Annotated in this window: 21 protein-coding genes and 7 tRNA genes; all 28 read left to right on the forward strand. The window is 56.0% G+C overall.

Translation table 11 applies throughout. The annotated features are described in order from the left end of the window. Positions 1-85: 85 nt before the first annotated feature. The 28 genes from GSUB_RS05985 (at position 86) to GSUB_RS06120 (ending at position 24,160) form a co-directional block, all read left to right on the forward strand. Positions 86-162, forward strand: a tRNA-Pro gene (locus GSUB_RS05985). A gap of 10 nt (positions 163-172) precedes the next feature. After that, positions 173-249: transfer RNA gene (locus GSUB_RS05990), tRNA-Arg, on the forward strand. 89 nt (positions 250-338) lie between these two features. Continuing rightward, positions 339-414 (forward strand) — tRNA-His (locus GSUB_RS05995). 185 nt (positions 415-599) lie between these two features. After that, positions 600-682, forward strand: a tRNA-Leu gene (locus GSUB_RS06000). A 122-nt stretch (positions 683-804) separates the two neighbouring features. Next, the gene (tig, locus tag GSUB_RS06005) at positions 805-2,139 is read left to right on the forward strand and encodes a trigger factor (RefSeq protein WP_040199736.1); all 1,335 of its coding nucleotides are present in this window, start codon (positions 805-807) and stop codon (positions 2,137-2,139) included. Positions 2,140-2,143: 4 nt separating this feature from the next. Continuing rightward, entirely contained in the window at positions 2,144-2,728 is a 585-nt protein-coding gene (clpP, locus tag GSUB_RS06010) for an ATP-dependent Clp endopeptidase proteolytic subunit ClpP (protein WP_040199737.1), read from the forward strand. A 43-nt stretch (positions 2,729-2,771) separates the two neighbouring features. After that, positions 2,772-4,022, forward strand: coding sequence for an ATP-dependent Clp protease ATP-binding subunit ClpX (gene clpX / locus GSUB_RS06015; protein WP_040199739.1), 1,251 nt, complete (start codon positions 2,772-2,774; stop codon positions 4,020-4,022). Positions 4,023-4,073: 51 nt separating this feature from the next. Then, on the forward strand, positions 4,074-6,491 hold the full coding sequence (lon, locus tag GSUB_RS06020; protein WP_084211786.1) for an endopeptidase La: 2,418 nt from the start codon (positions 4,074-4,076) through the stop codon (positions 6,489-6,491). Positions 6,492-6,596: 105 nt separating this feature from the next. Continuing rightward, positions 6,597-6,869 carry an HU family DNA-binding protein gene (locus GSUB_RS06025; RefSeq protein ID WP_040199740.1) on the forward strand — a complete coding sequence of 91 codons (273 nt, stop codon included), beginning with the start codon at positions 6,597-6,599 and terminating at the stop codon, positions 6,867-6,869. Positions 6,870-6,996: 127 nt separating this feature from the next. After that, positions 6,997-7,073, forward strand: a tRNA-Asp gene (locus tag GSUB_RS06030). Positions 7,074-7,092: 19 nt separating this feature from the next. Further along, a tRNA-Val gene (locus GSUB_RS06035) sits at positions 7,093-7,168 on the forward strand. Positions 7,169-7,189: 21 nt separating this feature from the next. Next, positions 7,190-7,266, forward strand: a tRNA-Asp gene (locus GSUB_RS06040). Positions 7,267-7,421: 155 nt separating this feature from the next. Next, positions 7,422-8,459 carry an SMP-30/gluconolactonase/LRE family protein gene (locus GSUB_RS06045; RefSeq protein WP_084211788.1) on the forward strand — a complete coding sequence of 346 codons (1,038 nt, stop codon included), beginning with the start codon at positions 7,422-7,424 and terminating at the stop codon, positions 8,457-8,459. A gap of 116 nt (positions 8,460-8,575) precedes the next feature. Next, positions 8,576-9,394, forward strand: a complete 819-nt coding sequence (locus GSUB_RS19010; protein WP_144401960.1) for a hypothetical protein — start codon at positions 8,576-8,578, stop codon at positions 9,392-9,394. Between the two features lie 28 nt (positions 9,395-9,422). Next, entirely contained in the window at positions 9,423-10,541 is a 1,119-nt protein-coding gene (locus GSUB_RS06055) for a cytochrome c3 family protein (protein WP_040199742.1), read from the forward strand. A gap of 89 nt (positions 10,542-10,630) precedes the next feature. Then, the gene (locus GSUB_RS06060; RefSeq protein WP_040199743.1) at positions 10,631-11,839 is read left to right on the forward strand and encodes a type II secretion system F family protein; all 1,209 of its coding nucleotides are present in this window, start codon (positions 10,631-10,633) and stop codon (positions 11,837-11,839) included. Positions 11,840-11,851: 12 nt separating this feature from the next. Then, positions 11,852-13,573: a GspE/PulE family protein gene (locus tag GSUB_RS06065; protein ID WP_040199744.1), complete on the forward strand. Its 1,722-nt coding sequence runs from the start codon at positions 11,852-11,854 to the stop codon at positions 13,571-13,573. 5 nt (positions 13,574-13,578) lie between these two features. Beyond that, positions 13,579-14,481: a type IV pilus biogenesis protein PilM gene (locus GSUB_RS17945; protein ID WP_052464642.1), complete on the forward strand. Its 903-nt coding sequence runs from the start codon at positions 13,579-13,581 to the stop codon at positions 14,479-14,481. A gap of 7 nt (positions 14,482-14,488) precedes the next feature. Next, the gene (locus GSUB_RS06075) at positions 14,489-15,049 is read left to right on the forward strand and encodes a PilN domain-containing protein (protein ID WP_040199745.1); all 561 of its coding nucleotides are present in this window, start codon (positions 14,489-14,491) and stop codon (positions 15,047-15,049) included. Next, positions 15,049-15,618 (forward strand): type IV pilus inner membrane component PilO, encoded by a 570-nt coding sequence (locus GSUB_RS06080; RefSeq protein WP_040199746.1) that lies wholly within the window; start codon positions 15,049-15,051, stop codon positions 15,616-15,618. Before GSUB_RS06075 ends, GSUB_RS06080 begins: the two co-directional genes overlap by 1 nt. Positions 15,619-15,662: 44 nt before the next feature. Next, a complete protein-coding gene (locus tag GSUB_RS06085; protein ID WP_144401961.1) occupies positions 15,663-16,313 on the forward strand; it encodes a hypothetical protein in 651 nt (216 codons plus the stop codon). A gap of 129 nt (positions 16,314-16,442) precedes the next feature. After that, positions 16,443-19,046 carry a secretin GspD/PilQ domain-containing protein gene (locus tag GSUB_RS06090; protein WP_158414047.1) on the forward strand — a complete coding sequence of 868 codons (2,604 nt, stop codon included), beginning with the start codon at positions 16,443-16,445 and terminating at the stop codon, positions 19,044-19,046. 7 nt (positions 19,047-19,053) lie between these two features. Beyond that, positions 19,054-19,542: a type II secretion system protein gene (locus tag GSUB_RS06095; RefSeq protein WP_040199748.1), complete on the forward strand. Its 489-nt coding sequence runs from the start codon at positions 19,054-19,056 to the stop codon at positions 19,540-19,542. 24 nt (positions 19,543-19,566) lie between these two features. Continuing rightward, the gene (locus tag GSUB_RS06100; protein ID WP_040202174.1) at positions 19,567-19,965 is read left to right on the forward strand and encodes a type IV pilin protein; all 399 of its coding nucleotides are present in this window, start codon (positions 19,567-19,569) and stop codon (positions 19,963-19,965) included. 46 nt (positions 19,966-20,011) lie between these two features. Beyond that, positions 20,012-20,677, forward strand: coding sequence for a cell division ATP-binding protein FtsE (gene ftsE / locus GSUB_RS06105; protein WP_040199749.1), 666 nt, complete (start codon positions 20,012-20,014; stop codon positions 20,675-20,677). A gap of 32 nt (positions 20,678-20,709) precedes the next feature. Beyond that, the gene (ftsX, locus tag GSUB_RS06110; protein ID WP_235269914.1) at positions 20,710-21,603 is read left to right on the forward strand and encodes a permease-like cell division protein FtsX; all 894 of its coding nucleotides are present in this window, start codon (positions 20,710-20,712) and stop codon (positions 21,601-21,603) included. A gap of 4 nt (positions 21,604-21,607) precedes the next feature. Beyond that, positions 21,608-22,756 carry a murein hydrolase activator EnvC family protein gene (locus GSUB_RS06115; protein ID WP_040199751.1) on the forward strand — a complete coding sequence of 383 codons (1,149 nt, stop codon included), beginning with the start codon at positions 21,608-21,610 and terminating at the stop codon, positions 22,754-22,756. 99 nt (positions 22,757-22,855) lie between these two features. Then, positions 22,856-24,160, forward strand: a complete 1,305-nt coding sequence (locus GSUB_RS06120) for a S41 family peptidase (protein ID WP_040199752.1) — start codon at positions 22,856-22,858, stop codon at positions 24,158-24,160. The last annotated feature ends 41 nt before the right edge of the window (positions 24,161-24,201 follow it).

The raw sequence follows: 24,201 nt of genomic DNA on the forward strand, positions 1-24,201 counted from the left end.
TCGATAGATTATGTTCTTTTTGATCCATTTGCATCTTTTAGGTTGCAAATTCTGAAGCTGCATGTTAAGAGAACATCCCTTACGTCGGGGTGTAGCGCAGCCTGGTAGCGCACCTGCCTTGGGAGCAGGGGGTCGGAGGTTCGAATCCTCTCGCCCCGACCATTTTTTCAAAGCGCCAGTAGCTCAGCCGGATAGAGCAACGGCCTTCTAAGCCGTGGGTCGGGGGTTCGAGTCCTCCCTGGCGCGCCATTTGTGCCGTGCCAGGCGGTGATTTGAAGTTTGTGATTGACAAACCGCGAAACGCTTGGCTAGTATCTGTTTTCGTTTTCACTATCATGGTGGGTGTAGCTCAGTTGGTAGAGCACTGGATTGTGGCTCCAGTTGTCGTGGGTTCAAATCCCATCACTCACCCCAAGTAATAAGATGGGCCCGCTTCGGGTTAACGGGGCGGGCCTTTTTCATGATGCGGCGCGAATCACGATTCGATCGCGACCCGACCCAGGCATCAGCATGGCGGAAGAGGCTGTTTGCTGATTGGGTCTTTTCCTCCAGGGTTCCTTTGTTCTTGCCAACCCTTTTGAAAAAATCCTTCGTTCTGCGCGAGAGTGGCGGAATTGGCAGACGCACTGGATTTAGGATCCAGCGGGCAACCGTGGGGGTTCGACTCCCCCCTCTCGCACCAATTTCTTTTCGGACTTGTGATCCGCCTTCCGCGCCGGTTCAGGAATGTCAATCCGGTTGGACTCCCCGGCAGATGCCGCGGGGGGCTTTTCGTTTATTAAATAATTCAGCGAGGTCAACGGCATGAGTGGTGTGAATGTCAAGGTTGAAGACGTCAACAGCGTCAAGAAGAAGCTGCAATTTGAAATTGAAGCTGCAAAGGTCGATGCCGAAATCGAAAAAGCTTACAGGAAAATCGGCAAGACGGCTAAAATGAAGGGCTTTCGCCCCGGCAAGGTGCCGCGCAGCGTGCTGGAGAAATATTATGCCGCCGACATGGAGCACCAGGTTCTCAATCGCCTGATCAACGACAGCTACCTGCAGGCGTTGATGGACAACAAGATCGCTGCCGTTTCCGATCCGGAGATGCTCGACAGTGGTTCGATCGAAAAAGGCAGCCCGTTTACCTATTCACTGCTGGTTGAAGTCAAGCCTGAAATTGAAGTGAAGGACTACGAAGGACTGGTCATCGAGAAGGAAAAGTTCGAGTTCGATGAGAAGTTTGTCGATGAGCAGATCGCCGAGATGCGCAATTCCCGTGCGGAAACGGTGGTCAGCGAACATGACAAGGCTCGCGGTGGAGATATCGCGGTAATTGATTTTGAAGGCTTTGTTGACGGTGAGGCCTTTCAGAACGGTTCTGCTGAAAACTATGAACTTGAACTCGGCTCCGGTACATTTCTTCCCGGCTTTGAGGAGCAGATTGAAGGGATGGGCCGCGGCGACGAGCGTGAGATCGAGGTTGAGTTTCCCCAGGACTATGGCGTTGAAGATCTCGCCGGCAAGCCGGCTGTCTTCAAGGTTACGCTCAATGAGATTAAAGAGCGCCGGCTGCCGGAGATCGACGATGCATTCGCTCAGCAGTTCGGTGCCGAGAATGTTGATGCGTTACGCGAAAAGATTAAGGAAGCCCATATCACCCAGGAGACCCGCCGCATAGAAGCCGAGATGCGCGAGCGCGTGATCCAGGCTCTGCTCGAGCGCAACTCCATCGAGGTTCCCGATGTCATGGTCGCCGACCAGCTTAAGCAGATGTACGAAGACGCACGGCGGCGGCTGAGCTACCAGGGAATGTCCATGGAAATGCTCGGCATGAACGAAGATATGTTTGCCGAGCAGTACCATGAGCAGGCCGCCGATCAGGTCAAGGGAGCACTTCTGCTTGAAGCAGTGGCCCGTCAGGAAGACATTAAGGTTGATGACTCGGAAATGACTGCTAAAATGCAGGAAGTAAGCGAAATGGTCGGTGTGCCGGTTGAAGAGGTGCAGAAGCGCTACGCCGAAGGCGATGTGCGCCGTGCGCTGGCTTCGCGCGTTGTTGAAGACAAGGTGTTTGACTTTCTGCTTGAAAAAGCGCAGGTGAACGAAGTCGCCAAAGAAGACCTGGGCGAGGCGGCCGCCGAGGAAGAGGAGGGCTGATCCCATGGCCGTAATCCCATTTGTTATTGAGCAGACCGGTCGCGGAGAGCGATCCTACGATATTTATTCGCGCCTGCTGAAAGATCGAATCATCTTTATCGGCGGGTCTATCGAGGATCAGATGGCGAACCTGATTATCGCGCAGTTGCTGTTCCTCGAATCGGAGGACCCCGACAAGGATATCTTTCTCTACATCAATTCCCCGGGCGGGGTGGTGACTTCCGGGATGGCTATTTACGATACCATGCAGTACCTTAAGGCTCCGGTTTCGACGATTTGCGTCGGCCAGGCTGCCAGCATGGCCGCGGTCCTGCTCGCCGCTGGAACGGCCGGCAAGAGATTTGCATTGCCACATGCACGGATCATGATCCACCAACCCCTGGGGGGATTTCAGGGTCAGGCATCCGACATCAGCATTCACGCGCGGGAAATCCTGCGCATGCGCGAGACCCTCAATGACGTTCTCGCTCAGCATACCGGTCAGCCTGTTGAGCGGATTTCGCAGGACACCGAGCGCGATTACTTTATGGATAGCGAGGCCGCGCGTAAATATGGTATCATTGACCAAATGGTAGAAAGGAAGTCGTGAGACTTCCGCGGTTTTTTTCAAAGCTCAACTCGGAGGGTAATTCGTGAGTCAAAATGATGACAAGGGCGGCGCTCTCACCTGTTCATTCTGTGGCAAGTCCCAGGATGAGGTGAAAAAGCTGATCGCCGGACCGACGGTCTACATCTGCGATGAGTGCATCGAACTGTGCAACGATATCATCGACGAGGAGGCCAAGCTGGAAGAAGCCGGCGGGTCCACCATGGATCGCCTCCCCAAGCCTTCTGAAATCAGGGCTGTGCTCGATGATTTTGTCATTGGTCAGGAGAGGGCCAAAAAGACTCTTTCGGTCGCGGTTTACAATCACTACAAGCGGGTTGAGTTTGCTACAAAACCCTCGGATGTGGAGATCCAGAAGAGCAACATCCTTCTGCTCGGCCCGACCGGCAGCGGCAAAACCCTTCTTGCCCAGACCCTGGCGCGGGTTCTCAATGTGCCCTTCGCCATCGCCGATGCCACCAATCTTACCGAGGCCGGTTATGTCGGCGAAGATGTCGAGAATATTATCCTCAACCTGTTGCAGGCGGCCGATTACGACCTGGAAAAAGCACAGAAGGGGATCATTTATATCGACGAGGTTGACAAGATCGCCCGCAAGTCCGATTCCCCTTCCATTACACGCGATGTTTCCGGGGAAGGGGTGCAGCAGGCCTTGCTCAAAATCATCGAGGGGACCATGGCCAGCGTGCCTCCCAAAGGGGGGCGCAAGCACCCGCAGCAGGAATTCCTCAAGGTCGACACAACCAATATCCTGTTTATCTGTGGAGGTGCCTTCTCCGGTCTTGAGAGCATCATCTCTCAGCGGACCGGCAGCAAAAGCATGGGGTTCGGCGCTGATATCAAAAATAAAAAGGACATCAATCTCGGCGAAATTCTGGAGCAGGTCGAGCCGGGAGATCTGCTCAAATTCGGGCTCATTCCCGAATTCATAGGCCGGCTGCCGGTGGTGGCGACCCTGGATGAGCTGGACGAGGAGGCGCTGATCGCCATCCTCAAAGAGCCCAAAAACGCTTTGGTCAAGCAGTACCAGAAGCTGTTTGAAATGGAGGCGGTCAGCCTCAAATTCACCGATGGGGCGCTTGTAGCCATCGCCCGTGAAGCGCTCAAACGCAAGACGGGGGCGCGTGGTCTGCGCTCAATCCTTGAAAACTCCATGCTCGACGTGATGTACGATATCCCTTCTCAGGATCGCGTTAAGGAAGTTGTGGTGAACGAGGACGTTATCGCCGGCAAATCGCGGCCGATGGTCTTGTTTGAATGTGCCGAGTCTGCGTAACTCAGCAGTTGTGCACGTTTTTTCTTTTTACCCGATGCGATGCGATGAGATATGGCTGAGATGACCGACACATCCGATCTTCCGGATTTTGATACCAATCGCCTGGCGCTTCTGCCCCTGCGGGATATTGTCGTTTTCCCGCACATGGTGGTTCCGCTTTTTGTCGGTCGGGCAAAGTCGATTCAGGCGATAGAGAGTGCCATGGAGAAGGGCAAGACCCTTTTTCTGGTGACTCAGAAAAATGCCAAGGTCGACGATCCGGAATTTGAGGATCTTTACGAAATCGGAACCCTGTGTCAGATCATCCAGGTGCTCAAGCTGCCCGACGGCACGGTCAAGGTGTTGGTCGAGGGGCGACAGCGCGCCCGAATCCTGCGCTTCATTCCTGACGATAATGCGCTCTATGCCGACGTCGAGGAGCTCGCCGAGGATGTTTCCGAATCCCCGACGGCCGAGGCGCTGATCCGTGGGATTAACGACACCTTCGAGAAATATGTCGGCCTGAGTAAGAAAGTGCCGCCTGAAATGGTCTCCTCTGTTTCCGGCATTCTCGATCCCTCACGTCTGGCCGATACCATTGTGGCCCACCTCAATATCGGTATCGATGATAAACAGGCGATTCTCTCTGCTCTAGACCCCCACGAACGTCTGGAAAAGCTGCTTGGTCTCATGGAGAAAGAGATTGAGATTCTTGAGATCGAGAAGCGCATCCGGACCCGGGTCAAAAGCCAGATGGAGCGCAGCCAGAAGGAATACTACCTCAACGAGCAGATGCGCGCGATTCAGAAGGAGTTGGGGGAGAAGGACGAATTCAAGCAGGAGCTGCGGGCTCTTGAGGAAAAAATAAAGAAAAAGAAGATGTCCAAGGAGGCCACGGACAAGGCCCTGGGCGAGTTGCGCAAACTCAAGATGATGTCGCCCATGTCCGCGGAAGCCACCGTGGTGCGCAATTACCTTGACTGGCTGATTTCTCTGCCATGGCGCAAGGCAACGCGAGACAACCTCGATATCGAGCGCGCCGAGGATATCCTGGAAGCCGATCATTACGGGCTGAAAAAGGTCAAGGAGCGGATCCTTGAATACCTTGCAGTGCAGGCCCTGGTTAAAAAAATCAAGGGCCCGATTCTTTGCCTTGTCGGACCTCCCGGTGTCGGCAAAACCTCCCTCGGTCGTTCCATCGCAAAATCTCTCGGGCGTGAATTCACCCGGATCTCACTGGGTGGGGTGCGCGATGAATCTGAAATCAGGGGCCATCGTCGCACCTACATTGGGGCGATGCCGGGCAAGATCATACAGAATCTGCGCAAGGTAGGTTCGCGCAACCCCGTATTTCTGCTGGATGAAATCGACAAGATGAGCACCGATTTCCGGGGGGACCCTTCCGCTGCGCTCCTCGAAGTCCTAGATCCAGAACAGAACCATGCCTTCAACGATCATTTCCTGGACGTTGATTACGACTTGTCGAATGTCCTGTTTGTGGCCACGGCCAATACGCTCTATTCTATCCCAAGGCCTCTGCAGGATCGGATGGAGATTATCCGCATCGAAGGCTATACCGAGGAAGAGAAGCTCAATATCGCAACCAAATACCTGATTCCCAAGCAGATCGAAGCCCATGGCCTGGTTCCTGAGCGGGTCAAGTTCAGTGAGGCGGCTCTGCTGGAGATTATCAGACGCTACACCCGCGAGGCCGGGGTGCGCAGTCTTGAACGCGAAATTGCTTCTATCTGCCGCAAGATGGCGCGCGAAACCGTGACCAGCAAGGATAAGCGCAAACGCTTTCAAATTACCCTGCAGTCGCTCAAGCGCTATCTCGGTGTACCGCGATTCCGTTACGGATTGCGCGAGGATGAAAGCCGAATCGGTCTGGCCACCGGTCTTGCCTGGACCGAAGTCGGCGGGGAGTTGCTGACCATAGAAACGACGGTCCTTCCCGGGCAGGGCAAGTTGACGGTCACGGGTAAGCTTGGGGAAGTGATGCGCGAGTCTGCACAGGCCGCCATCAGTTACGTTCGCTCCCGGTGGCGTGAACTTGAGTTGCCGCGCGATTTCTATTCGCGACTCGATATTCATATTCACGTTCCTGAGGGGGCGATCCCCAAGGATGGCCCCTCTGCCGGCATCACCATGGCGACCGCTCTGGCTTCAGCCTTTACCGGCCGTCCCATTGATCGAAATATGGCCATGACAGGGGAAATTACCCTGCGGGGCAGGGTCCTTGCTATCGGTGGCCTAAAAGAAAAGTTGCTTGCGGCGAAAAGAGGTGGTATAAACCGAATTCTTATCCCGGAAGACAACAGAAAAGATCTTGACGAAGTGCCCTCTGTTATACTTAAATCGCTGGAGGTCATGCCCGTCAGCCACATGGATCAGGTTCTTGAAGTCGCTCTGCTCGACAAGGTGCCTGGTCATACGTTGAGTGGCGAGATTGATAGCGCTGAACAGGAAAACGAGGCTGTTCACCACTAGCCCCTGATGTCCGGAAAAAGCGCTTGACACCCCTTTCGGACTTCTGTTATAAGTATCGCGTTTTATCGGGGGGTTTAAATATCCTTAATGCATGGAGGTATTATTGTGACTAAAGCGGATCTTGTAAACTCGATGGCGGAAAAAGCAGGTTTGACCAAGGCGGAAGCCGAGCGGGCTCTGAAAGCTTTCACCGATACCATCGAAGATGCTCTCAAGGCCGGCGACAAGGTCGCTCTGGTCGGTTTCGGAACCTTCAGCGTCGGTGAGCGCGCTGCACGCACCGGTCAGAACCCCCAGACTGGTGAGAAAATTGAGATCGCTGCCGCCAAGGTGCCCAAGTTCAAGGCCGGCAAGGCTCTCAAGGATTCCATCAACTAAAAGCGTTTATCCATTCTGTTACCGGTTTTTCCAAACCTGGTGCTCAGAATAAAAGGTGGGCATTGATGTCCCTTATCAACGATGCCTGCCTTCTTTTTGCTTTAAAATCTGGAATAATGGATCTTCAGGGGCTGTAGTAGAGTCGGTTACAACGCCGGCCTGTCACGCCGGAGGTCGCGGGTTCGAGTCCCGTCAGCCCCGCCATTCCATTTTCTCGATATGTGGGCGAATAGCTCAGCTGGGAGAGCATCGGCCTTACAAGCCGAGGGTCACAGGTTCGAGCCCTGTTTCGCCCACCACTTTTAAAATTTATTGACCCAGGGGCTGTAGTAGAGTCGGTTACAACGCCGGCCTGTCACGCCGGAGGTCGCGGGTTCGAGTCCCGTCAGCCCCGCCATTTTGAAAAGCGACACCCTGAGACCGGGGCGTCGCTTTTTTTATTTTTCGTTTCATTCTTCTTCTTTTCTTCTTCCCTGTTCTTGACCCGATCATCAACTTCCCGCTAATATCTAGATAATATTTATTAAACATGGACAATGGTGCGGGTGCTTTATGCTGAAACACATTTTTCGGGTTTTTCTACTGTCTCATTTGCTCCTCACTCTGGGGTGCGCTGGTGTCGGCAGTGGCCGGACTGCCTGGCCTCCTGATGCAATTGGTCCTGCCTGGCCTTCTGATTCTCCCCGTGTCCGTTTTCTTACATCGTTTCCCGATACTCCCGATTCAGAGGAGGGGCAGGGGAGACGGCTCTCCCGTTTTATCTTTGGTGAAGATCAAACTCCTCATCCTTTGATTAATCCGGTAGGAGTGGCTGCTGACGGGGGCGGTCGCGTCTGGATTGCCGATCCCGGAGGGCGAATTGTACACGCCTTTGATCTATCCCGGGGGCGGTCGTCGGTGATGGGGCAGGTTAATGGCGTGGCCCTGGGGGCACCTGCGGGCCTGGCGCTGGATGCCGACCGCGACCGGCTTTACCTTGCAGACGCCCAGCTCAACCAGGTTTTTATCCTGCGACCTGACGGTTCCTATGTTGGGGAAATTACGCCCCCGAATTCTTTTGGGCGTCCAGCCGGACTGGCCATTGACCCTGTCGGTAATCTGTATGTTGCCGACGTCACCCAGGGGAAGGTGTTTGTTTTCTCCCCGGAAGGGGTTTTTATCCGTGCGCTGGGCAGTCATAAAACACCGAACGGTCTTTTCCTGCGGCCCATTGCCGTTGCTGTCAGCGACCAGGGGCATGTTGCGGTTCTCGATGCCATGAATTTCCGGGTTGAAATTTTCGGTCCCGATTGGCTGCCTCAAGGTGTGGTGGGGGGACTTGGCGATTCGCCCGGGCTTTTCGCACGGCCGCGTGGACTTGCCTTCGACGGTGACGGTAATCTTTATGTGGCTGATGCTGCTTTTGACAATATTCAGATTTTTGACCTGGAAGGGCGCCTGTTGCTCTATTTCGGTAAATCGGGGGATGAAGCGGGTCAATTCTGTCTGCCTGCCGGACTTTACCATGATGGCGCAAATCGACTATATGCCGTTGATTCCTGTAATTATCGCGTTCAGATTTTTGAGTATCTGCCGATTGGCGGGCTTTAACCCTTGTGGCGGATTGTTTTTTGCATAAAGGAAAAGAGCTTTTCCACAAAATCTTTGCCTAGTTGGTGCATTGAATGAGGTTCTTAATACTCTTGTATCATTTTTTCGGGGTTCGTATGAAGCGCTTCTGGTTTGCAGCCTTGCTTGTTTCCCTTTGGGGCGGCCTCTCTTATGGCGCCACCATCGATACCAAGAGTCTTGGGCACAATGGCGGAGAAAATGCGCACCCGCACAATCTCTCGAGTCTGAATACCGGCGGAGTCGACAGCATTCACGCTCCGGCCGGCGGAGAAACCCAGATCTGCAAGTTCTGCCATACACCCCACGGTGCGGCTTCTAGACCTCTCTGGAATCGACCGGATCCGGTCGGTCCAAATGGCGATGGGTCTTTTCCGTTATATGGAGGAAGTTCCTTGGTCATTGATGACGCCGGGGTGGTAGGTGATTCGAAATACGGACAGAATACCTATCCGAACGGCGCTTCACGCATGTGCATGTCCTGCCATGACGGGGTGACCGCCATCGGCCAGGTGGTCAGTGAGCCTGCTGAGCTGGCTAATCTTCAAATGTCTATTGAAGGCACCATCGATCTGTCTGTTTCGCATCCCATCTCATTTGTTTATGACACCACTGTCGCCGGTCTGATCAATGCGCAGAAAAATGACGGCGGAACAAATACCTATCAACTGCCCAGCAGCAACGGATTGCTGGATGGTCAGAACCGGATGCAGTGTAATACGTGCCATAATCCCCATGTGGACACCCGAGATGGGGTTTATAACCTCCCTATGTGGCGTAAATACACCGGTGTTGAAAATGATGATTATGAATGGACCTGCAGCCAGTGTCATATTGGTGGGCCGACAAGTGCCGGTATATTATGGGGGAGTCCGGGGAGTCCGACTATTAACGACCATCATGATCTGATTCCATGAAAACGACCCTGATATGAGCACGAGCCTTATGTTCAGAAACCGATATTTTATCCTGCTGGCAGGAATTGCAATCTTCTGCAGTCTGGGTGCTGCATCTCTCGACGCGGCACCTCGCTCTCAGAGCCGCCTTGCCGGCGTCCATGGCGAACCGGGGCTGCTGCCCAAGTCCTGCCGTGCATGCCATCGCGGGATGGCCATAGCAGTGCAGGGCGAAGAGCGCTTGTGTCTTAACTGTCACGGGACAGGCGGCGATCGCAGCCGTATGATCTCCGGCGGCTATCTCGATCCGGGGAAAATACGCGGCTCGTTGCATGACATCGGACAGGAACTGCGCAAACCTTACAATCACCCGGTCCTGAGCGTTCGCGGAGTCCATAACGCGCGCGAGGAGTTGCCCGAAGATTCCGCCAGTGCTGCGCGTCATTCCGAGTGCGTCGACTGTCATGCCCCCCATGACCTCACACGCGATGAACCCTTTCGCGGCATCGGCGGGCGGCGGGTCGGTAATTTTTATGCCCCCATTGAGCATGAATATGAGCTCTGCTACCGCTGCCACGCCGAAAGCGCCAACCTGCCGCCGCGCTTCACCAACAAACATGCCGAATTCAAGACCACCAACCCTTCTTACCACCCGGTGGAAGGGGAGGGGGCCAGCGCTTATGTGATCAGCCTCAAAGACCCCTACGTGGGGCGCAAAACTGCGCCGGGAGAGAGGTCCACCATCACCTGCGGCGATTGCCACGGCAGTGATGATCCCGGTGGTCCGGCCGGGCCTCACGGAAGCCGTTTCCGCGGACTTCTGGTGCGCAACTACGAGATGGAGGACGGCCGCCCGGAATCCGACTACGCTTATGCCCTGTGCTATGGCTGCCACGATCGCACCAGCATCCTCAATGACGAGAGTTTCCCGCTGCATGCGCTGCACATCCAGGGGCGCTCCGGGGTCAGGGATTCGGGAACGAGTTGTTTTTCCTGTCATGACGCTCATGGCAGCACCCGCTATCCGTCCCTGATTCGATTCAATGATCGGGTTGTTAAGCCCAACGCGGCGGGAAAGCTTTCCTTTGATCCGCAGGGGACCGGGGCGCGTCGTGGTAGTTGTTCGCTACGCTGCCATGGGGTGGAGCACGATGAGAAATCATATTAATCACAGTATAAAAACACCCTTTGCCAAGTGGCCGCGCAGGCCGGGAATTAGGTTTTCCTTTAGTTGGGCGATGTGGTATTTTCTGGCCCATGCCAACGTTTAGGTGCAAAATCGGATTGGCCGATGGCCGGGTGGTCGAAAAGGACTTCGATGCCCCCAACCGGCAGCTGCTGAGAGACAATCTCGAAGAGCAGGGTTTTTATGTCTTTTCCATCAAAAAAGATCTCCTGAGATTTTTTTCTTTCAGTAATGCCGGCGGCGGGCGCCTCTCCGGACAGCGGTTTCTGTCTTTCAATCAGGAGCTGCTGGTGCTGATCCGCTCGGGATTGCCGATTCTTCAGGTACTCGATACCCTGATGGAGCGCATGGAATCGCCTGCAGTGCTGGCTGTTCTGCGCCAGGTGCGTGAAGACGTCAAGGGGGGGGCTTCCCTCTCCGACGCATTTGAAAAATTTCCGAATTATTTCCCTTATCTCTACATTGCTTCGATTCGGGCGGGCGAAAGAACCGGTGACCTGCCTGTTACGCTGGCTCGCTACCTCGAATACCAGCGCCGCATGGAAGCGATCAAGGCGCGCATTCGCAGTGCTTCGTTCTACCCGGCTTTTCTCACCGGTGTGGTAACGGTGGTCGTGTTGTTCCTGATGGTCTGGGTGGTGCCGCGTTTTACTTCTATCTATGCCGATGCGGACGTGGAACTGCCGTTAATGACCCGCATCGTGATCGGCGCCGCCGAGGGGATGGTGAGCTATCTGCCGGTGGTCCTGGTTGTGTTGCTCCTCCTTGGAGTCGCTGCTAGAATCTTTCTTTGCTCTGAAAAGGGGCTCCTTCTGCGCGATCGGCTTCTGCTGCGACTTCCTTTCTTCGGGCGCCTTTTGAGTGATTACGCTATTTCGAGTTTCTGCCGTACCTTCAGCACGACCCTTTCCGGCGGTATTCCCGCTGTCGAGGCGATGCGTATGTCGAGGGCGACTCTGAATAACCGAGACCTTGAGACGCGTATGCTCGACGCCGTGCGTCGGGTGGAGGAGGGGGTGGCGATTGCGCCGTCTTTTGAAAAAGCTGGTTTTTTCCCCCCTGTTGCCTTGCGCATGATCGGTGTGGGAGAAACCACCGGTGCGTTGGCGGAGATGCTGACCGAAGTGTCTGATTACTATGAAATGCAGGTCGGGGGGCGTCTCGACAAACTGACGACTCTGGTAGAGCCAGTCATGATGCTGGTGATGGGGGTTTTGATCGGCGGCATTGTGCTCGCCATGTATTTTCCTATCTTCCAGCTTGCAGGGACCGTAGGTTAGGATGGCTGCCGCGTGAAATATGAACGTAAGAAAATCGGTGAAATCCTGGTGGAGTTGAGCGCGATCGCTCCTGCCCAGGTCGAATTGATTCTGCAGCGCATGCCGGCCTCAGCCCGGAAATTTGGAGAAACGGGGGTCGATGAGGGGCTTTACAGTGAAGATGTCCTGGCCCAGGCTCTCGCTCTGCAGTTTCATCTTGATTATGTCGATCTTGGTACCGTTCCTCCCGACGCACACCTCCTGGCTTCGCTGCCGGTAGGACTTGCCCACAAGCATCAGTTTCTCCCGCTCGATACCCGTGAAGACGCGCTGGTGGTGGCAATTCATGATCCCACCGATATTGAAAACCTCGATCAACTGGAGATGATACTCGACAGGCCCCTTATCCTGAAGGTTGCGCCGAAAAGCCGTATTTTACGCCTGCTGGAGAGCAATGAAGGGTCGCAGCGCGTTCTGCGCGAGGCTTCCGAGGATTTCAAGCTTCAGCTGGTCAAAGAAACGGAAAAAGGCGAGGAGGTTCTCTCCCTCGATAAGCTCACTGCCGATACCAGCCCGGTCATCCGCCTGATCGATTCGACCCTCTACGACGGGCTCAAACGGCGGGCCAGCGACATCCACATCGAAACGGGCCTCGACGGGGTTGCCATCAAGTACAGGGTCGACGGTGTACTTTACCAGGCGACCGAACCCCTTGATACACGTTTTCAGGGGCCGATCATCTCACGCCTCAAGGTCATGAGCGAACTCGATATTTCCGAGCGGCGCATCCCGCAGGACGGACGTTTCAAGGTGCGGGTCGGCGGTCGCTCCATCGATTTTCGCGTTTCCATCATGCCGAGCATCTTCGGCGAGGATGCCGTTATCCGTATTCTCGACAAGGAATCCATCGCTGCCGACTTCAAGGGGTTGAGTCTCGAGGTTCTCGGCATTACGCCACGGGAAATCTCTCGTTTCCGCCGCAAGATCCGCGAGCCCTACGGCATGGTTCTGGTCACAGGCCCCACCGGCAGCGGCAAAACCACCACCCTTTATGCGGCCCTCACGGAGATCAATTCCCAGGAGGAAAAGATCATTACCATTGAGGATCCGGTGGAGTATCAGCTAAAAGGAATTGTGCAGATCCCCGTCAATGAAAAAAAGGGCTTGACCTTCGCCCGCGGCCTGCGTTCCATTCTGCGGCACGATCCCGACAAGATCATGGTCGGGGAAATCCGCGATCCGGAAACGGCGCAGATTGCGGTTCAGTCTGCGCTGACCGGACACCTGGTTTTCACCACCGTGCATGCCAACAACGTGTTTGATGTTCTGGGTCGCTTTCTCCACATGGGGATCGATCCCTATAATTTCGTCAGCTGCCTGAACATGGTTCTGGCTCAGCGCCTGGTACGCCGCATCTGCCCCCACTGCCGAAGGCCGGCAAAGGTCGAAGCGGATGAAATTGCCGAGGCGGGACTTGACCCCGACCGTTATCGGGATCATGAGTTTTTCGAGGGAGAGGGTTGCAAAGAGTGCCGTGGCATGGGATTTCTCGGCCGCAGCGCCATTGTTGAGATGCTCGAACTCAGTGATGACATGCGCGAGTTGATTTTGACCAAAGCACCGGTCACGCAGCTCAAAAAAGCGGCATCGGCGGCAGGGACGGTCTTTCTGCGTGAGGCGGCCGTTGAAAAAGTCCTCGAAGGCGTATCCACTTTTCGCGAAATCAACCGCGTAACTTTTGTGGAAAGGGGTTGATCCTCGTGCTGCGTCGTCTTTTTCCCGGGCTGAGAATTTCGCAGGAAGGGGTGCATGCCGTGGCCTTGTGCCGCCGAAGGAAGGTGCACCATCTCCGCGCCGCCCGCCGCCTCAGCTTCGACACGGGAGTGGTGGTTCCTTCCCGGCGTGAACCCAATGTTAAACGGCCGGATGCATTTGTCGAGGCACTGACCGATGTGCTGTGCCCCATGACGGGGCGCGAAGATCGCATTGCCCTGTCGCTGCCTGATGCCAGCGGACACATTGTCCTGACGCAATTGGACACCCCCTTTAAAAGTCGCGAGGAGGGGCGCGATATCTTGGGTTGGCAACTCAAAAAAAATCTACCTGGAGAATGGAAAGACATTCACCTTGACTTTCAGGTGCTACGCCGTGAGGATTCAGGGCGACAACAAGTCCTTGCAGCGATGATCGATCGCGCCGTGCTGAGCCAGTATGAAGAGTTGGTCATCCGGGCCGGCTTCCACGCGGCCCAGGTCGGATTTCACTCCCTTGATCTGTACGCCTATTATCGCTCCAGACTGGAGATGGGGGGAGATTTTGTTCTGATCGGCGTTGAAGGATCGACGCTGAGCGTTGAGATCTTTCAGGACGACGTTCCGGTTTTTTACCGCGTGCGCTCCATTATCGAGGATGCCGACCAGGTTTTTCAGGAACTCAACCGCAGTCTCTCCGGCGTGCGATCCGCTCAGCGGGGCAGGGTGTTTCTCCATAGCGATTGGACGGAAAAAGACTCTCTCAGTCAGGTTCTTAAAGCACTTTTCGATAAGGAACCGGTCGTGCTCGACCCTCAGTTGTCCCGCATGGTTGAACCCGAACACCAACAGCAATTTACTGCAGACGCAAAACTGGCATCAGCGATCGGCGCCGCCGAAAGAATGATGTGAGCCGGCCATGAAGATTTCGCTCAACCTTGCAACTCGCACCTATGTCAACCGGCGTGCTCTCTATGCTTTGTATGCCCTGCTGGCGGTGTTGCTGGTCTTCTGGCTCGGCCTCAGTCTTTCCTCCTGGCAGAAGGACCATACTGAAATCGGCCGGCTTGAGGAGCAGTTGCAGCAGGTTCGCGAACAACTCGGCGGGTTGGGGGACGAAGGGGCCCCCCCGTTTGATTCAACCGATTATCAGGTTCTGCTTGATGATCTTGCTTTCGCCGACGATATTCTGGCGCGGGATGCTTTCCGCTGGACCCGGCTTTTTCTGCGGTTGGAGCAACTTCTGCCCGAGGGAGCTTCTCTGCGCAGCTTGCGTCCCGAACATCGCGAACGGGCACTGAGCCTGACGGCCGTTGCCCGGGGAAATGAACAGATGAATCGTTTCATCGATCAGTTGATGGCGTCTGAAGATTTGAATCAGGTCTATCTGCTGAGCCAGGAAAGAGCCGAAGTGACAGACCCTGCCGGGCAAAAACGGCCCGCAGTGCGATTCTCCCTCCTTATTCAGGAGGCTTTCTGATGGCCCGCGCTTCACTCCTCGCAGCTTTTTGGCGGCAGAACCGTCTCGTTCCGGTTCTGCTCCTTGTGCTGCTTTTGATCAACACTGGCCTGCAAGTGTGGCGGGTTCGGATGGTGCGGCCGCAGGTTGCTCAGCTCCGGCAAAACCTTGAGCGGCAACAGCAGGAGCTGGAGCGGATGAGACAGCTCGGAGCCCGACAGGATTCCCCTGAAGCCGTTTACCGGCGCGGGCGCGAAGATCTTTCCAGGTTTTACGCAATGATCCCGGCCAACAGCGACCTGACCGGTTTGATTGAAGAACTTTTTAATATGGCCCACAGGGCGGGTCTGGAAATTGATCGCATCGGTTATGACCCACAGAAACTGGAGGAGCGGCCTCTTCTGGCGTACAGCCTGATGTTTTCCGTCAGCGGCAATTATGAGCAGCTCAAAAGTTTTGTGTATGACATTGAGACTTCGTCCCGGCTGATTACTTTGGACGAGATCACTCTGAGTGGCGCTGGCGGGGGGGATCGCCCCGTTTTGCTCAACCTGCGGTTTACGACCTATTTTCATGCGGATCCAACATGACTCGTCAGGGGAAAATTCTTCTTGTCTGTTTGGTTGGTCTCCTCTTGGCACTGGGCTATTCCTACTTCCGGGCGCCGGAGCAGCAGCGGGTCGTGCGCACTGAAGAGGAGACTGCAAAAGGGCGCGTGAAGCCGACCAAAGCCTCAACCCCCCGGGAAGGGAAATCGGGGGAGGATAGTTTGCCGCGTCTTCGACTCGAACCCGACCCGGGTCGGGAAGACCGGGGCGGTGAGTATGTTCAAACGGGAAAGGATCTCTTTGCGCCCCTGTATTCCGGCGGCGTGAAAACACCGCCGCCTCCCGCCCCTGCCGAAATATCCCCTGCGGTCATGGGGACTGAACCGGAAGAAAATCCGGCAGATTTGATGCCGGCGGTTTCTGCGGTTCCGGCGTTTGAATCCGCAGCTCAGCCCGCCCGTTTTGAGGTGCTGGGTTATCTGGAGATTGAAAATCGCCGGGTGGTTTTTCTTGAAACGGGTGGAGAAGTTTTCCTGGCTCGAAGGGGGGAGTCGTTCGGCGATGATTTCCGGGTGGTGGAAATGAACGACGAACGTCTGGTTGTTTCACAGCGGGGCGTGCCCCGAACCATCACCCTTGAACTGGAGGGAGAACAGGGTGTGATCGGGTTTGGGAGCGCCGCACCCTTTTCGGATAAGGGACGCAATGTTGTTCCCGAAACGCGACGTTTCCGGTAACTTGACAGAGCAGAGGCTTTCCAGGCCGTCGAAACAGGCTCCTCAGGGAAAAAACGGGGCCATACTGTCTGGAGCAAAGTAGATCGTGGCATATAAATTATCCCAGACAGGGGCTAGGGTGAAATGAAGATGAACTTGACCAAGCCGTTGTGCCGAGTCGTTGCCTTTCTGGCGGTTTTGATGCTGCTGGCCTCGGGTTGTGCGCCTGGTACCCGGCACTTTGAGCAGGGCCGGCAGCTAATGGCCGAGCAGAAATATGACAAAGCGGTGGAATATTTCACCTTGGCTCTACAGGAAGAGAAACAGAACAATTATTATCGCCTCAAGCTGCAGGAAGCCCGCATGCAGGCCGCCAAGTTTTATTTTGAGCAGGGGCTGCGGGCGAAAGAAGCTGGCCGCACGGCCGACGCCATGGAAAAATTCCAGGTGGCGCTGGCCTTCAACCCCACCATGGAAACGGCCGCGCAGGAGCTGCAGCGCGTTCGCCGCATGGTTCAGGCTCAAACACTGGTCGAAGATGCCGAGCAGTTTTTCCGTGCACGCAAATATCTGCAGGCCAAACGTATTCTCAACCGCGTGCTGGAGATCGACCCCGGGAATGAACGCGCTCAGGCTCTCATGGAAAAAGTTGCGGATGCGAAGTTGACCGTGATTGACGGTCAGGAGCTTGAGATCGCCTCCGGCAAGCCGATCACCTTGAAATTCAATGAAGCCAACCTGCGGGATGTCTTCCAGATACTGTCTCAGCTTTCAGGGATCAACTTCCTTTTCGATGAAGATCTCAAGGAAGAAAAGGTCACCGTTTATCTCGAAGAGGCCACCTTCGCACAGGCCCTTGAACTGTTGATGAAGATGAACGGTCTCGACAAGAAAGTTCTCAATCCCAAGACTATTCTGCTCTACGCCAAGACCAAGGATAAGGAAAAACAGTACCAGGACCAGATCATCCAGACCTTCTATCTTTCCAATATCGATGCGAAGAAGGCCGTCAACCTGCTGCGCACCATGCTGCAGCTGCGCAAGATCTTTGTCCATGAGGAGCTCAATGCTCTGGTCATCCGCGACACCCCGGATGTGGTGCGGTTGTCGCAGCAGGTCCTCCAGGCCGCGGATCGCGCCGACTCGGAAGTGGTCTTCGATGTTGAGTTGATCGAAGTCAGTCGCGGGGATGATACGACGCTCGGCGCTCAGCTCAGTGCCTACTCCGTTGGCCTGGGCATGGCCAACGAGGGGGGGGACAACATCGTATCGAGCAGTCTGAGTTCAGGTACCGAAACGGGAAATCTGGTCAGCAGCGCCAGTTCACTGGAATCCTTCTACACCCTGCCGTCGGCGACCTTCGATTTCGCCAAGACTCTCACCGACACCGAATTGCTGGCCAGCCCCAAAATCCGGGTGAAGAACAAGGAGAAGGCCAAGGTGCACATTGGGACGCGCGAGCCGGTGATCACGGTCACGATCAACGGCGACAACCGCTCCGACAATGTTCAGTACGTCGATATCGGCGTGAAGCTGAATGTCGAGCCAAATATCCAACTCGACGATCATGTCGTTACCAAGCTCAACCTCGAAGTCAGCAGTATCTCCGATCGTCGCACCCTGGAGAGCGGCACCTCGGTTTTCACCATTACGACCACCAATGCCGAAAGCGTGCTGAGTCTCAAGGAAGGCGAACGCACGGTCATTGGCGGGTTGATCCGCGATACGAAAAGCTCCACCACCAAGAGCATACCGGGGCTTGGGGATCTGCCGCTGGTGGGACGTTTGTTTACTCACCAAACCCAGAATGATCAGAAAAGGGAGATTCTGCTCTCGATTACACCCCATATTGTCAGAAATGTTGAGATGCCCCTGGCCAATGTCGCGACCATCTGGTCCGGGGGAGAAGACGAACTCAAGGCCGGGCCAAACTTCGGGTCGTTCCTGCCGGATTTTGCGCCCGAGCTGGAGAAGGGCAATCCTTCGCCTGTCCCGCGGCTGACTAAACCGTCCGAGCCCGATCTGCCGCGTCCCGAGTCTGCCCGTCAGGACGAAGCCGACCGGCAGGAGAGCCCCATGGAGGGTGGCAAGCCTCAGGATGGAACGCTTCCAGAGGATGTAGAGGGGTCTCAGGCTTTGTCTTCGCGCCAGGTCGAAGAGAGTGAGGTGTCGACTATCCCTGAGGAAGTTAGGCAAGAAGAGCGGTTCGCTACCGCTTTGCCCCGGGGTGAAGCCCCGCAACCGGCCGAGCCGCCATCCGCAGAACCCTGGATTGCTGCTTCCACCGATGCGGAGATTGAGCGCGTCGACCTGCCGCCACTGGAAATTGCCGCGCCGCAGACCCCGGGCCGACTCTTTTTCACGGGTCCGGAACTGGTCGAAACGGGGAAAACCCTGACTCTGAGTCTCAACGTGGCCGAGGTTGACAGCCTCTACAGTGCGCCCCTTTATGTCACCTATGATCCGGAAAAGTTTGAATTTTTGCGAGCGCGCGAGGGGGATTTTCTCAGACAGGGGGATCGCCCCACGATTTTCACCACCAGCGTTTCCGCCGAACCGGGGCTGATCATCGTCGGCTACAAGCAGGGCACCGGCGGAAGCGGGGCGAGCGGATCGGGCGAGCTGTTCAACCTGGAGATGCGTGCCAAAACCCCCGGAACGACGGAAATCGGCTTGAAGCGCATCAACTTCCGAGATCCTGGCGGAGAGCGGCTGCAGATTGAGGCTTCATCCAAAATTGTCGAGATCAGATGACCCTGACATGAAACTTACGCGGTTGGCTGCAAAATCGGCGGGCCTGACCTTCATCGAGCTGGTGCTGGCCATGGCTATTCTGTCTGTCCTGGCCGCTGTGGCTCTGCCTTTAGCGGAGATAAGCGTCAAGCGCAGCAAGGAGATCGAACTTCAGCGCGCTCTGCGCGATATCCGCGAGGCCATCGATGCCTACCATGATGACTGGGTGCGTGCGGTGGCGGAGCAGAAGATCACGCCGAGTGTCGACGATACCGGATACCCTGAAGAGCTGGAGGAACTGGTTGATGGAAAGGAGTGGGGGGATCTTTTCTCCTTTAAGCGCCGTTATCTGCGACGCATCCCCCGCGACCCCTTCGATCGTTACGGCGAGGGCTGGGGGCTGCGTTCCTACGAGGATGATCCCGATTCGATGGTCCACAGCGGCAGCGATATCTATGATGTTTATTCTCTCAGCGACGGCATCGCCCTGGATGGGACGCCCTACAACACCTGGTAGATTCATGAGGTTTTACACGTGCGCATGACCCCCGAATACGGTCGGGCCGGTTTTACCCTGATCGAACTGATGATCGTCATGACGATCCTGGGTATTCTGATGACCATCGCCGTGCCGAGTTACAAGCACAGCGTCATCAAGGCCCGCGAAACGGCACTGGCGGAGAACCTCTACCAGATGCGTCAGGCGATCGACGCCTATTTTGCCGACCGCGCCCGCTATCCCGACTCTCTGGACTCCCTGGTGGAGGCGCGTTACCTGCGGGCGGTTCCTGACGACCCGTTTACCCAGTCTGCGGATACCTGGGAGACCGTTCCCCCTGAGCCTCTTGAAGATGGAGAGCTGGCAGAAGGCGGGGTGTTCGATGTATTCAGCGGCAGCGATATGGTGGGATTGAACGGTGTGCCGTACAGCGAGTGGTGACCCCAACCCAGGAGCTTGACGCGGCCGGTTTATTGCCGAGGATGTCATGATTCAGATCTACAATGTCTGTAAAAATTATTCGAAGGACAGCGCCGCCCTCGACCAGATCACCCTCAAGATCCCGAAAGGGGATTTTGTATTTATCACCGGGCCGTCAGGCGCCGGAAAATCGACCCTTCTCAAGCTCCTTTATGCCGGCGAGCGCCCCAACCGCGGGCAGATACTGATTGACGGACGCAACGTCACACGCATGAGCGGGCGCCAGGTCCCTTTTCTGCGGCGCAAGATGGGAGTCGTCTTTCAGGATTTCAAACTGATTGCCGGGCGCACCATCTATGAAAATGTGGCTTTCGCACTTGAAGTCCAGGGGCGCAAGCGCTATGAAATCAGCAAAAAGGTCTATGCCGCCCTTAAAAACGTGGGGCTTGAGCACAAGCTCAACCGCTACCCTCTGGAACTCTCGGGGGGAGAACAGCAGCGTGTTGCCGTGGCCCGGGCGCTGGTCGTCGACCCGATGATCCTCATTGCCGATGAGCCCACCGGCAATCTCGACCCGGAAACCACTATCGAGTTGATGGAACTGTTCAAAAGCGCCAATGCCCGGGGGTCGACGGTCCTGATGGCGACGCATGACCGCGACCTGATCCGGCGCTATCCCCGCCGCATCGTCACCCTGGAGAACGGGCGTCTGACGGAAGACCGCGAGGTCTGAGGGCGCAGGGCTGGTTGGAGAGAGTAGAGACTGTGGACACTTTTCGTTATTTTATCCGCCGCGCGGTGCGCAACATGCGCCAGAGCCCTTTTCTCTGCATCGCTGCAGTGGCCACCACTGCGCTGGCGCTTGCGATCGTCGGTTTTTTCGCCATTATCGTTTTCAACGTCGAGAAGCTGACCTCCCGTTGGGGGGAGGAGGTTGAAGTCATTGCCTATCTCGACGAGGTGCCCGAAACCGAGGTGCTGCAAAAACGGATCGCCCAGATCGAGGCCATGCCCGAGGTGGATCGGGTCAACCTGGTGACGCGGGCTCAGGCTTTCGAGCGTTTTCGCGAACGCCTAGGCCCCCATGCGGAGCTTCTTGACGGCGTGGACCCCGAAATTCTCCCGGCTTCGCTGGAGATTTCGCTAAGCCCCGATCTACGGGACCGCCAAGGCGTGGATCAGCTTGTGGCAAGCCTCAAGCAGCAGGCCGGTCTCTCCGACCTGCGCTACGGTCACGAATGGCTGGCCAAGTTCGAATCATTCATGTCCCTGGTGAGGCTGGTTGGCGTCATCCTTGGGGGCTTTCTGCTTTTTGCCGCGCTGTTCATTGTCTCCAACACCATTCGCCTGACCCTGTTCGCGCGGCGGGAAGAGCTTGAAATCATGGCCCTGGTCGGCGCGACTCCTTTATTCATCAAGATCCCTTTCATTATCGAGGGGGCGGTGCAGGGGGTGGCAGGTGGCCTGCTGGCATTGACCGGGGTGTACCTGGTTTTTGCCCTTTTTCTGCAACAGGGGCTTCAGACCGTCCTTCTTGCGGCAGGGGGGCAGCAGGTGGTTTTTCTCCCCTCCGCTTATCTGGTGGGTTTGATTCTGCTGGGATTGCTGCTTGGCATCGGCGGCAGCCTCGGCGCGCTGCGCAAGTTCGTGCGGATCTGAAGTTATGCCCCTTTACCTGCGCATCTTCATCATTCTTTGCTTTGTTTTTCTGACTTCCCTCTCGGTTTTCGGCCAGGCGCAGGACCTGGCTGAGACGCGTCAAACGCTGGAGCGCATTCAGGAGCGCATCAAATCCACCCGCTCCGATCTCGAACAGATAAAATCTCATTCAGGCTCTCTGCGGCGGCAGCTTGAAGCCGTGCGCGACGATCTGGAACGACTCAACCGGCAACTGGGCGAGCTGGAGCGTTCGCGGGAGGATCTGGCCCGACGCATCAAGGACAACCAACGTCAGGCTGATGAAGCGCAGAGGCGCATCGAGGATTTACGCGCCAAGGTTGAGCAGCGGCTGGTGGTTTTGTACAAGGAAGGGGAAAGCGGCCCCTTGAGCCTGATCTTCTCTCCCCAGTCTCCGGCCCGTCAGGCCGAACAGTACGATTACATGGCGCGCATTCTTGAATATGACCGCGAACTGCTGGAGCAGTTTCGCGCAGATGTGCGTGAGCTGGAACAGGTACGTTCACGCCTGCTCGCTTTGCGCGATGAGCAGCAGCAGGTGCTTAATGCAACACGGCAGAACCGCGATACCGCTCGGGATGCGGCGCGATTGCAGGAGCAGCTTCTTTCTGCCGCCCGCCAGGAGCAAAAAGCGCTCAGCAGCCAACTGGATGAACTCAAGGATCAGGCCAGGGGATTGTCGGAACTGGTCAAAAAACTTGAATCGCAGCAGGCCCGGGCGTATACTGACAGCGGCAATTTCGTTGATCTTAAAGGGCATTTGCCCTGGCCGGTGGAGGGCCGGGTCACCTACGGTTTCGGGCAGCAGAAGCACCCGCAGCTCGGCACCACCTTCGACAGTCACGGCATCGAAATTGCCATCGATTCAGCTCAACCCGTTAAAGCGGTGGCCGATGGTCGCGTCATCTACGCCAACTGGTTCAAGGGGTACGGCAATCTGCTGATCCTCGATCATGGCAACAGTTATTATACCCTGTATGCCCAGAATGCCCGGTTGACCAAAGGGGTCGACGACGTGGTCGCGCGCGGTGAAACCATCGGCTTCTCCGGGCTGCCAGGCAGCAATGGGATCTATTTCGAAATCCGTAAGGGAGGAACTCCCCAGGATCCCGGTCCATGGCTACGTAAAAGGTAAATTTTTCCTGTCGCCGCACCGTTGTTCCGCTTCTATCCACCCGGTTTATGCGAATAAACCGGGTTCGCCATTTCTCAACGCTTGATCGGAGGTCATTTGATGCCCCCACGTAAACGTTCCTCAGGTTTGCTCATCATTCTGGCGGTTGTGCTTCTCGGTGGATTTTCCTTTGGAAATTTCAGCCGCTGTGCGCAGGCCGACAGTACGAAGGAATATCAGGAGCTGGATCTTTTCACCGATGTCCTGGCGCTGGTGCGCAAAAGCTATGTCGAAGAGGTGCCGCTGAAGGATCTGATCTACGGTGCCATCAATGGCATGCTGGCTTCCCTTGATCCTCACAGCTCCTTTCTGCCGCCGGATATGTACCAGGAAATGAAGATCGATACCCGCGGTGAATTCGGCGGACTCGGCATCGAGATCACCATCCGCAACGGCATCCTCACCATCGTCTCGCCGATTGAGGATACCCCGGCCTTCCGCGCCGGTCTGCAGGCTGGAGACGAGATCGTTAAAATTGAAGACCGGATGACCAAAAACATGACCATTATGGACGCGGTCAAACTGATGCGCGGCAAGCCCGGCACCGACATTACCATCTCCGTCATGCGGGAAGAGTTCGACAAGCCGAAGGAATTCACCCTGACCCGCGAAATTATCAAGGTCCGTAGCGTCAAGGCCCGCACCCTTGAAGACGGGTACGGTTATATCCGCCTTGTCCAGTTTCAGGAGCGTACCGCCGACGACCTGCGTGCCGCACTGAAGCAGATTCACAAGGAAAATCCCGATGGTCTGGCCGGGTTGATTCTCGATTTGCGCAACAACCCGGGCGGCCTTCTCGATCAGGCCGTAGCGGTGTCTGATGTCTTTCTCTCCGAGGGGTTGATCGTTTATACCGAGGGGCGCGACCAGAACAGCCATTTGCGGTTCAGCGCGCGGGGCAACGGGTCCGAGGCCGATTACCCGCTGGTTGTGCTGATCAACGGCGGCAGTGCCAGCGCCTCGGAGATCGTGGCCGGCGCCCTGCAGGATCACAAGCGCGGCATTGTGATGGGGACGCCGAGCTTCGGCAAAGGGTCGGTGCAGACAATCATCCCGCTTGGCGATGACTCAGGCCTGCGTTTGACCACGGCCCGTTACTATACCCCCTCGGGTCGCTCGATCCAGGCCCAGGGCATTCAGCCGGATATTGAAGTGCGCTCCGCCACCCTGACGGAAAAGGCCGAAGGGTTTGCGTTCCGGGAGGAGGATCTCGCCAAGCACTTCGAATCATCTACGGAAGATAACGGTAAAACCGCTGATTTTGAATTGGATGAAGAGTCGCGCAAAGATTATCAGTTGATGCGTGCTCTTGATCTTCTCAAAGGGTGGCGTATTCTTAAAAACCTTGATCGGCAGGCCGCCTGAATCAGGATAACAACCTTTTTTCGAAGGGGGGCTTGACCCCC

It is taken from the genome of Geoalkalibacter subterraneus (assembly GCF_000827125.1).
GTDB classification, from domain to species: Bacteria; Desulfobacterota; Desulfuromonadia; order Desulfuromonadales; family Geoalkalibacteraceae; genus Geoalkalibacter_A; species Geoalkalibacter_A subterraneus.

What these genes read in the sequence shown, in the direction of transcription:
- GSUB_RS06045 (WP_084211788.1), top strand. Translation starts at nt 7,422, where the DNA reads ATGCTGAAACACATTTTTCGGGTTTTTCTACTGTCTCATTTGCTCCTC.
- GSUB_RS06060 (WP_040199743.1), top strand. Translation starts at nt 10,631, where the DNA reads ATGCCAACGTTTAGGTGCAAAATCGGATTGGCCGATGGCCGGGTGGTC.
- GSUB_RS06120 (WP_040199752.1), top strand. Translation starts at nt 22,856, where the DNA reads ATGCCCCCACGTAAACGTTCCTCAGGTTTGCTCATCATTCTGGCGGTT.
- GSUB_RS06090 (WP_158414047.1), top strand. Translation starts at nt 16,443, where the DNA reads ATGAACTTGACCAAGCCGTTGTGCCGAGTCGTTGCCTTTCTGGCGGTT.
- GSUB_RS06100 (WP_040202174.1), top strand. Translation starts at nt 19,567, where the DNA reads ATGACCCCCGAATACGGTCGGGCCGGTTTTACCCTGATCGAACTGATG.
- GSUB_RS06080 (WP_040199746.1), top strand. Translation starts at nt 15,049, where the DNA reads ATGGCCCGCGCTTCACTCCTCGCAGCTTTTTGGCGGCAGAACCGTCTC.
- GSUB_RS06115 (WP_040199751.1), top strand. Translation starts at nt 21,608, where the DNA reads ATGCCCCTTTACCTGCGCATCTTCATCATTCTTTGCTTTGTTTTTCTG.
- GSUB_RS06095 (WP_040199748.1), top strand. Translation starts at nt 19,054, where the DNA reads ATGAAACTTACGCGGTTGGCTGCAAAATCGGCGGGCCTGACCTTCATC.
- ftsE (WP_040199749.1), top strand. Translation starts at nt 20,012, where the DNA reads ATGATTCAGATCTACAATGTCTGTAAAAATTATTCGAAGGACAGCGCC.
- tig (WP_040199736.1), top strand. Translation starts at nt 805, where the DNA reads ATGAGTGGTGTGAATGTCAAGGTTGAAGACGTCAACAGCGTCAAGAAG.
- GSUB_RS06055 (WP_040199742.1), top strand. Translation starts at nt 9,423, where the DNA reads ATGTTCAGAAACCGATATTTTATCCTGCTGGCAGGAATTGCAATCTTC.
- GSUB_RS19010 (WP_144401960.1), top strand. Translation starts at nt 8,576, where the DNA reads ATGAAGCGCTTCTGGTTTGCAGCCTTGCTTGTTTCCCTTTGGGGCGGC.
- GSUB_RS06075 (WP_040199745.1), top strand. Translation starts at nt 14,489, where the DNA reads ATGAAGATTTCGCTCAACCTTGCAACTCGCACCTATGTCAACCGGCGT.
- clpP (WP_040199737.1), top strand. Translation starts at nt 2,144, where the DNA reads ATGGCCGTAATCCCATTTGTTATTGAGCAGACCGGTCGCGGAGAGCGA.
- lon (WP_084211786.1), top strand. Translation starts at nt 4,074, where the DNA reads ATGGCTGAGATGACCGACACATCCGATCTTCCGGATTTTGATACCAAT.